The organism is Bartonella sp. AU16XJBT, assembly GCF_028618665.1.
Taxonomy (GTDB): Bacteria; Pseudomonadota; Alphaproteobacteria; order Rhizobiales; family Rhizobiaceae; genus Bartonella.
Window position 1 is genome coordinate 1 of record NZ_JAQITF010000030.1, and the last position, 8,732, is coordinate 8,732.

8 protein-coding genes and 1 pseudogene are annotated in these 8,732 nt (G+C 34.5%); 2 read left to right on the forward strand and 7 right to left on the reverse strand.

The features are described from left to right. Nucleotides 1-51 precede the first annotated feature (51 nt). Both PVV66_RS08800 and PVV66_RS08805 read left to right on the forward strand, forming a co-directional pair. The gene (locus PVV66_RS08800; protein WP_273760984.1) at nucleotides 52-432 is read left to right on the forward strand and encodes a hypothetical protein; all 381 of its coding nucleotides are present in this window, start codon (nucleotides 52-54) and stop codon (nucleotides 430-432) included. 11 nt (nucleotides 433-443) lie between these two features. Beyond that, nucleotides 444-824 carry a hypothetical protein gene (locus PVV66_RS08805; RefSeq protein ID WP_273760985.1) on the forward strand — a complete coding sequence of 127 codons (381 nt, stop codon included), beginning with the start codon at nucleotides 444-446 and terminating at the stop codon, nucleotides 822-824. 34 nt (nucleotides 825-858) lie between these two features. On the opposite strand, the gene PVV66_RS08810 is transcribed toward PVV66_RS08805, so the two are convergent. The 7 genes and pseudogenes from PVV66_RS08810 to PVV66_RS08840 form a co-directional block, all read right to left on the reverse strand. Then, nucleotides 859-1,143, reverse strand: coding sequence for an addiction module antidote protein (locus PVV66_RS08810; protein WP_100129652.1), 285 nt, complete (start codon nucleotides 1,141-1,143; stop codon nucleotides 859-861). After that, complete coding sequence (locus PVV66_RS08815; protein ID WP_273719456.1) at nucleotides 1,124-1,435, reverse strand: type II toxin-antitoxin system RelE/ParE family toxin; 312 nt, start codon at nucleotides 1,433-1,435, stop codon at nucleotides 1,124-1,126. Before PVV66_RS08815 ends, PVV66_RS08810 begins: the two co-directional genes overlap by 20 nt. A gap of 1,486 nt (nucleotides 1,436-2,921) precedes the next feature. Continuing rightward, nucleotides 2,922-3,701: a hypothetical protein gene (locus tag PVV66_RS08820; RefSeq protein WP_273719454.1), complete on the reverse strand. Its 780-nt coding sequence runs from the start codon at nucleotides 3,699-3,701 to the stop codon at nucleotides 2,922-2,924. Nucleotides 3,702-3,817: 116 nt separating this feature from the next. Further along, entirely contained in the window at nucleotides 3,818-4,294 is a 477-nt protein-coding gene (locus PVV66_RS08825) for a hypothetical protein (RefSeq protein ID WP_273719452.1), read from the reverse strand. 79 nt (nucleotides 4,295-4,373) lie between these two features. Continuing rightward, nucleotides 4,374-5,057 carry a hypothetical protein gene (locus PVV66_RS08830; RefSeq protein ID WP_273719450.1) on the reverse strand — a complete coding sequence of 228 codons (684 nt, stop codon included), beginning with the start codon at nucleotides 5,055-5,057 and terminating at the stop codon, nucleotides 4,374-4,376. An 81-nt stretch (nucleotides 5,058-5,138) separates the two neighbouring features. Beyond that, entirely contained in the window at nucleotides 5,139-5,969 is an 831-nt protein-coding gene (locus tag PVV66_RS08835) for a hypothetical protein (RefSeq protein WP_273719448.1), read from the reverse strand. Nucleotides 5,970-7,699: 1,730 nt separating this feature from the next. Beyond that, nucleotides 7,700-8,294, reverse strand: a pseudogene (locus PVV66_RS08840) (type ISP restriction/modification enzyme); the annotation flags it as partial. Nucleotides 8,295-8,732: the final 438 nt, after the last annotated feature.

Genomic DNA, 8,732 nt, shown 5'->3' on the forward strand with positions numbered 1-8,732 from the left:
TCCTACCTACAGTGGTGAACCAGATAACTAATCGTAGGGAGGAAAAAAGACATGGCAGATCATTTACCACCTTTATTACAGGGAAGAAATCTTCACACCCAACAGGTAAGCTTTTTGCGGTTAAATATCTCACATAAAGAGAAGCGTCTTACAGAGAAAGTAGGGATATTACCCCGTGGAGCTTTAATTACTTCCATTAAAACGTTTGTGAAGACAGCGTTTTCTGAGGCGAAGTTAAAGATTGGCAGTACCTATGGGGGCAATGAGTTTGGGGAAAAAGATATCAAAGCCCAAGGAACGCAAGACTTTACACCAACAGATCAAAAGGTTTTTGCTCCAGAGGATAAAGAGATGACCCTTTATGCAACACGAGATAAAACCACAGATGCTGGTGAATGTGTTGTGGTCGTTCAATTCGTAACAAATCATTAAGGGGATAAGACATGGCAGATCATTTACCACCTCCATTGCAGGGAAGAAGCCTTCATACGCAGCAGGTAAGCTTTTTGCGTCTTAATTTTAGCCATGAAGATAAAGAAAACGCGATGAGAATAGGCATCTTGCCTCGTGGTGCTTTAATAACTTCGATTAAGGTGTTTGTTAAGACGGCGTTTTCGGACACGAAGGTTAAAATAGGCAGTACTGCTGGCGGGAATGAGTTTGGGGAAGCAGAAATCAAACAACAGGCAGTTAAAGAGGTTAAGCCTACCAATCAAAAGGAGTTTGTTCCTTATGATAAAGAGCTTACTCTCTATGCTAAAGCAGACAAAACGGTACAAGCCGGTGAAGCAAGTATCGTCGTTGAATTCGTAACCAATCACTAAAATTGAGAGGAGGTATCTATTAACGCCTCTCAATTTATGAAGTAGAAGATTGTACAGAGAGTTGTAAGTTAAGGGCAGATAAGACAGCAACTAAGGTAGAAAGCTTGGGGTCACCCGTTTTACTTAAGGAGCGATATAATCCACTGCGTTCGCGATTAGTTTCTTTTGCTAAGGCGCGCATATTTTGAGAGCGAGCAACGATACCAATGGCATCGGCTATATGAGCAGCATCACCAGTTTTGAAGGCTTCATTTAAAAAGAATTCTTGAGATTCTGGAGTTGTGAGGTGTTTTTCAAAGTTAAAGGTTTTCAATTTCATTTTTAAGATCCTTTAAAAGAGATAAGGCTTTTTGAATATCATTAGATTGTGTGGATTTATTACCACCCCAAAGCAATATAACGATTTTATCGCCTTTTTTTGTGAAATAAATTCTGTAACCAGCACCATAGTGGATACGTAATTCACCTATGCCATTAAAAAATTTAACATCACCCAAAAGTCCTAAACGAATTCTATGAAGTCTTGTAAGAATTATATCGGCAGCTTTTCTATCTTTAAGCTTTTCTAACCATTCATCGAATTCATCTGTTGTTTTTATTATCGCTACCATTGGTGCATTGTAGTGCACATAGTATGTAATGTCAAGTTAGTTATAATTTTTGTATCACTGGAAAGGTATTTTGATGACGCGTCAATATATTCGGGTTAGGACAGGCGGACCAATACCGGCTAGTCAAAATGTTTATCGCCATAGAAAAACGCTTTCACACCTTGTGTCTGTTATATAAGATATAATATCAAAAAACACAATAAAGTCAATATGTTGAGTGTAATTATTTTATATGAATCCACTTAAGAATCCACACTTTTATACGTGATTCATTTGATTATTTTTTATATAAGATTGCCATCTATGAATAGACCATAAAAAGCAAATCATGGTGCAAATATTATAACGCATGGTTGCATTCAAATGAAATGAAAAGCAGATATCATTCATAACAGTTCATAAATTTTATGATACGTTTTTTCACAGCACAAATCGCATTGTTTAAAAATTTAGTCGTTTGGAATTATCGATAACATAAATCGCATACGTTTAAAGATCACAGCTTGTTTTAAAGATTGGATTGTTTAATCGTATAAAAACCAAAATTATTGCTTCCCAAAATTGGGGAGCAAAAATCTATATCTCTTATAGCAATATTTTATTACCTATTAGAGGGTGGTCGTTTGAAACTATCGTAAGCTTATGGATTTAATTTATAAAGATTGCATAAAAGGATTAAGGATAAGATCGCTTTTAAAACGCTTACTAAAAATTTAGAAAACGATAGGCAGGCATTGTACAGCCTCTATCATCACAATAAATATGAAATTCAAAACGTCATATCTTATGAAATTGAAAGCCTTTATGATATAGGCAAGCAAGCGAATAGCAAAATCGTTATAACATCATAAGGTACGGAATTTTTCTAAATTTTTAGACAAAACGCCATTGTTTAAAGAATGCTCTATTCTAAAGATAACAAGCTCGAATTTGAGCTGGTTGATTTTTCCAACTCAAAATTAAGCCAGCTTATTTGTAAAAAGTTACATTTAAAGAAAAGTAAAAATACGCTTATGAGAACCTCTCTACATGAACGTTTAAACGTTTGAAACTGATGTTTATAACAGTTTTTAAAGCCTTGCGTTTGATAAAAGCGGTTGTTTGGTTGTTTATTGTCTTTATGAGAGCTTGTTTTAAAAGAAGCATTTTGATCATGTGCTTTATTTCAAAAGACCACCTCACAAATGAGGGTGTTATGATTAATACGTTTGAGAGAAACGAAAAGCGTTTATAGGCTCTCTCATTCAAACGAGTGATTAAAGATCATACGCATCATTTACATTCCTTTTGATAAGTTTTCATATCTCTAATAGAGCGCTTGTAATATAATACGTTTTGTATATACGCGTTATTACCTTAATTAGGGTTGATTCATAAGGATAGACATTTGAAAGCCGCGTCATATCAGTTGGCACGGCTTTCTTTTATGAATTCTTTCTTTTATGATGCGTTTATAGCCATCAAGAAGGTGCTCCCATACCTATTTTTATTCTGTTTTATCAATAATCTTAACAACATTGTTGTTTTCATAAACCTCATAATTTTTTGGAACCAACTTTGCTTTGCTTTTTGTGTTGATTGTTGCATTGCCATAAGCACGCCCCCAGATTGTTGCACAATGTGAGATTTTTGCATTGCCATAAACAGAGCCATAAATCTCACAAGAGCCCCCCACGCGCGCATTGCCATAGACCTTGCCATAAATCTTTGCACGACCATTAATCACAGCATAATTATAAATTTTCGCATGGCTATAAATGCAAGCAGAGCCACAAACCTTGGCATGACCATAGACGCGTGCATAACTAAAAACCGTAGCATCATAAGAAATATGGGCATGGTCATAAATATGAGCATCAGCAAGAACGCGGGCAGCACCACTCACATGAGCATTGCCATAAACATTGCCATACACATGAGCACTCCCATAAACACAAGCCTGATCATAAATCTTTGCATATTGAGAGATAAAAGCCTTGCTATAGACCTCAGCATTGCCATAAACGAGACCACAGACTTGAGAATAATGCCGTATTTTTGCATCATCATAAACACGGGCATGACCATAGACACAAGCCTCATCATAGACCCAGCAATTGCCATCATGGGATAGGTTAACTTCCTTTTCAATAAAACCACCTAAATCCCCCGCCTTGACATCATCAAAATCCCTTAAAGCACGAATGCGATAAAGGCTTGTAATATTGCGAGTAAGAGCATGTTTGATTTTTTTTATTTCACTGGTTAATTCGTATTTTTTACACATAGGAGGACCCTCACAATCTAATGTGATAAACGTTTGATAAAATTTGAAATGGAAAAATTGGATTGAAAGGAGGCGCCCCCACCGCGCCTGTACTTTCATTTACACAGCTTTATTAATTAAACCCAGACAATCTCTAATTCGCTATAAGGGGAAAGCTGTTCAATATAGGTTTTTATTTTAGTAGACCCGCCGACATTTTCACGAATAACAGCAATGCCATGGATATGAGCATTTTCATAAACATGTACGTCATTTGCTATACGAGCGTTTTCATAAACCCTAGCATTGTCATAAATATAGGCATTATCATAAATAATAGCCTTGCCATACACATGGGCATCCCCATAGATATAACCAGCCACGATAGCATTGTTATAAACCCTTGCGTTTTCATAAACATGACCATTTTTAAACACAAGAGCATCATCATAAACCCAGCAGTTGCCATCATGTGAAAGATTGCTTTCTTTTTCAATAAAGCCCCCCAAGGCACCTGCTTTAATATCAGAAAAGTCTTTTAATGCTTGGATACGATAAAGAGTATGATTACCCAATACACGCGTTTCATTTGTGAGTGTAAACTTTTTTTGCATAACACAATTCCTTTATAAGAAGATTAAATTTTAGAATGAGATGGTTAAAGAGGGGCGCCCCGCACCGCCCATGTCTTATTTACGCTGCTTTATTTTCACTAATCTTTACAACGGTATCATTTTCATAAATTTCACAATCTTCAGGAATCCCATATGCATAGTAAAAGTTTTGTTTGACATATGAATAACCATCTCTTTTTAACCTTGCATTGCCATGCACCAAACCTCTAATGGTGTGATAACCAGTCACTTTAGCATTGCCATAAACAGAACCGTAGACTTGAGTATACCCACCCACGCTAGCCTTGCCATAAACCTTGCCATAAATTTTAGCAGCACCACTGATAACAGCATGATCATAAACCACGGCATTGCTATAAATACGCGCATTTCCTGATAATTTTGCATTGCCATAAACCCGCCCACAGACCCAAGCATTATTAGAAAGATGCGCATTGTCATAAACATGAGCATTTGCATAAACGCGGGCGCGATTACAGATATGAGCATTGCCATAAACAGTACCCATTATAATAGCGTTATTAAAAACCTTGGCATTTTCATAAATATGGGCTGGATTTAAAACAAGAGCATTATCATAGACCCAGCAGTTGCCATCATGAGAGAGATTATCTTCACTTTCAATAAAGCCGCCCAATTGACCAGCTTTAACATCAGAAAAGTCTTTTAATGCCTTAATGCGATAAAGAGTTTTATTATTAAATACACGTGTCTCATTTGTGAGTGCAAACTTTTTTTGCATAGCACAATTCCTTTATAAAAAGATTTAAATTTTAGAATGAGATGGTTAAAGAGGGGCGCCCCCGCCACGCCCGTGTCTTATTTACGCAGCGTTATTTATAGCCTGATCAGCACCACAGACATCTTCAGAAAATTTCTTATTTTCTTTAAGCACCGCATTGCCATAAATCGTTGTAAATTGGCAAATTTGTGCCTTGCCACTCACATGAGCATTATCATGAATTTTTGCAAAGGGACCAACACGCGCCGAGCCAGAAACCTTGGCATTATCATAAATATTGCTCCCATCATAAACTATAGCTTTATCAAAAACATGAGCATTGCCATAAGCTTTTGACCATGCAGCAAGGCGTGATTTTCCATAGACATGGGCATCATTAAACACAAGCCCACTCACATGAGCATTTTCATAAACACGGGCGTTATCGTAAATAAGAGCCCCCTCTGTAATAACGGCATTATCACTCACAACGGCATTGCCAAAAACATAGCCTCCAATTTTTGCATTGCCATTAATGATTGCATTGTCATAAACATGTGCTTTATTACTCAAAACCCATGCCTTATCACTAATCACGGCATTCCCATAAACCCTAGCATAATTCACAACACAGGCATTATTGCGTATTTTTGCATTTTCGGAAACGCTTGCTTGCATAACCATAGCATCATCATAAACCCAGCAATTGCCATCATGAGACAGATCAGTTTCATCTTTAATAAAGCCGCCCAATTGACCGGCTTTAACATCATCAAAATCTCTTAAAGCTTTAATGCGATAAAGAGTATGATTACCAAATACACGCGTTTCATTTGTAAATTCGTATTTTTTTGCAGGCTCTTGTTGATTAACAGATGCAATTTCATTTGAAATGTTAGAGAGAACGGGGGTGTTTTTTGAGATATTTGTCATAATTAAAACCTATCTGTAAAAAAGTTTGTTATTAACAGCCCATAAGGGTGTCGGGCGCTAACAAACACGGCAGATAGTCCGTTGCTATGCTTTTCCCTCGCGAAGGGTATTGTATAGCATAGCTACACCCGACAAAATCATCATATATGCTAACAAAAGCATAAAAGATAGTCAGTTTTTATAACAGGATTAGGTTTATCGTAACCTTTTCGCTATCTGTTTTAGTGTTTGTTAATCACTTGATTATTTATATAACAAAATACGTATTTATTGTCAATTAATATTATATCTTTTTTGATATTTTTTTGTATTTTTTAAATACGTTGTGTATTGATAATATCTTATGCTTATGAATTTCTGCTTTTATATTTATATGCTTTTAAAGCTATATTATAGGCTTTACGAAACGATTGCGTTATGTTTTGAATCTATACATTTATAATATTTAAAAACGCTCTCATAATGCGTATTTTTATCTTTATAACCTATCAGTTTTTTCACTAAATGAATTTTAATTTTTTTGTGAATTTTTGTTTATAACGCATTTGTAACTTAACAGCTTTTATAGGAACTGTTTTTATAACCAACGCATTCATTTGTATTTTTGCTTTATTTAAACAAAGCTACTGTTTTTACGCATTTTCTATAGTTGTTATATGCTTTACAGCCACCGCATCATTTTTCATTTTCATAAGAGAAACGATAAATAGGATAATTGTAATTTATAGGCTGTTATGAAAACATCTAAAGAAAGATTGATCATTATAGAGATTAGAAAAATCCCTTTTAATAGGCTTTTGTCAGTTGTGTCAGTTTTGTCAGTTCTTTTTAGACCCTCTATTATTTTTTTTGAATGACAAAAAATTAAAAATATTATATATCAATATGTTAGTATTTTTAAGATACAACTTCTATCAATAGCATAACCTTAAATACAATCAATAATATATATTTGTCAGTTATCTGTCAGTAAATTGAACCGACAAAAGTGAGTAATTAAAGCGTATCTTATGAAAAGCGTATGAAATTAAAAACTGATTACGTTATTAAAATCCTTTTTATGAACTTTATCAGTTTTTTTGAATGATAACCTTATGATTTAGAGAATTGATTACAACGTGCTTTTATGGAAGCATGTGAACCTTTAAAGCCTTTCAAAAGATAGCTTGTAACTCATAAGAGATGCTATCAAGATCATTATAGTTATGAGTTTCGAGGGTTTTGAAGGTTTTGAGGGTTCCTTTTATTATTAATTATTTTATTTTTAAATCGAAAATAAAAGTCATTATATTTCAATATGTTAATGTTTTAAGCAAACAACCTATATTAAATATAACATGTAAATACAATCTATAATATATATTTAAGAGGGTTTTGAAGGGGTTTTGAGGGTGTTAGGAACCTTCAAAACCTATAAGCAAAATGAATACATATAACTCTCTTTAAACAAAGCTTTTGAAAACAATAAAGCACTCATTTTAGATTACGGTATAACCTCTTAAAGGCAATGTAAAAAAATCTAATTCACTTTAAGAGAGGATTTCTTATAAATCTTAAAGCAATCCAAATGAGAGTATCTAAAAGTGCAAGTTTCTTCTTTTTAGAATAACGCATATAAACACTCCTTTTAAAGATTGTATGTAAGCAATGTATAAAGGGGTATAGACTGTTATAAGACCTTATACCCCTTGTGAGTTTAACATGCCCATTATGTGAGCATGCTTTATAAGTTATTCAGTTTCTCTTATTTCTAATTTTGGTAAGTTTTTTACGATTTTCATTGTTTCTAAACTTACGGTAATAACCCTTTGAAATAACTCTAGAGGGTAGGCAGGGTTGCCAACGGTTTCAACAGCATAGCGATTGGCATCATTTACAATACCACTCTTTTTATCAGTCTTTACACATTGACGCCCCATAACCCATTCAAGAGCGGGTTTGCCATTGACGATATACTTATAAGCTTCAAGAGGGATATCTGTCATTGTGATATTGCTGTTATAAATGACAGTTGATTTATCTTTCTCTTTACCTGCTTTTGCGAATTTCATTTCTGTAACGTAGTAAAATTTCTCAGGATTAGAGATCTCAGTCTGTTTTGGATTGCCTTTTTTAAATGTGACTGGATAAGGCTCTACATCTTCATAATTTACGTGCAAATGACTAAGTCTCACGCCCTGCTGTTACAAACTTCCAAAAATCATCAGCCGTTTTTACGCAAGGAATACGAGGCAATTCTTTGCATAAATTATCAGCATAACGAGAGCGATAATCTTCCGAATGAAGTAGACCGTAAACATAATAAAAGATATCGTTTTTTATTATAATTTTAGTAAGATATGTCGAGAGGTGCTTCTTCAATCTGTTTTTATACTCTTATCTGTTTTTTGGGCTTCTTATCAGGCGACAATCAATGGAGTGTCTCTTCTTGTCTCTAATATGTAACAGTTCTAATAAAACAGATTATTCTATGAATAAGAGGCTTTACTTTATCCTCGAAATGATATCATATCCAGCACCTTAAAATTAAGAAGCGTATAATTGTCATTTAACAGTGTCATTGTAAAATCTTCAAAAGCGGGGGAATGATATGATTTGTGCAACCAATAAAGCAGATGTATACAGTATAGTTTACACTTTTCTCTCAGATTTTATAAGTATTATTCTCATCAAAAGATTAAAAAATTGTTACGCGATTGGCGATTTTTTCTGTGATGCTGATGATGTGGTTCATTTTGTTGCTCACTTTGAGGGCACAATGAA

Coding starts and splice junctions, on each gene's coding strand:
- PVV66_RS08820 (WP_273719454.1), bottom strand. CDS start 3,701: ATGTGTAAAAAATACGAATTAACCAGTGAAATAAAAAAAATCAAACAT.
- PVV66_RS08805 (WP_273760985.1), top strand. CDS start 444: ATGGCAGATCATTTACCACCTCCATTGCAGGGAAGAAGCCTTCATACG.
- PVV66_RS08800 (WP_273760984.1), top strand. CDS start 52: ATGGCAGATCATTTACCACCTTTATTACAGGGAAGAAATCTTCACACC.
- PVV66_RS08830 (WP_273719450.1), bottom strand. CDS start 5,057: ATGCAAAAAAAGTTTGCACTCACAAATGAGACACGTGTATTTAATAAT.
- PVV66_RS08825 (WP_273719452.1), bottom strand. CDS start 4,294: ATGCAAAAAAAGTTTACACTCACAAATGAAACGCGTGTATTGGGTAAT.
- PVV66_RS08810 (WP_100129652.1), bottom strand. CDS start 1,143: ATGAAATTGAAAACCTTTAACTTTGAAAAACACCTCACAACTCCAGAA.
- PVV66_RS08835 (WP_273719448.1), bottom strand. CDS start 5,969: ATGACAAATATCTCAAAAAACACCCCCGTTCTCTCTAACATTTCAAAT.
- PVV66_RS08815 (WP_273719456.1), bottom strand. CDS start 1,435: ATGGTAGCGATAATAAAAACAACAGATGAATTCGATGAATGGTTAGAA.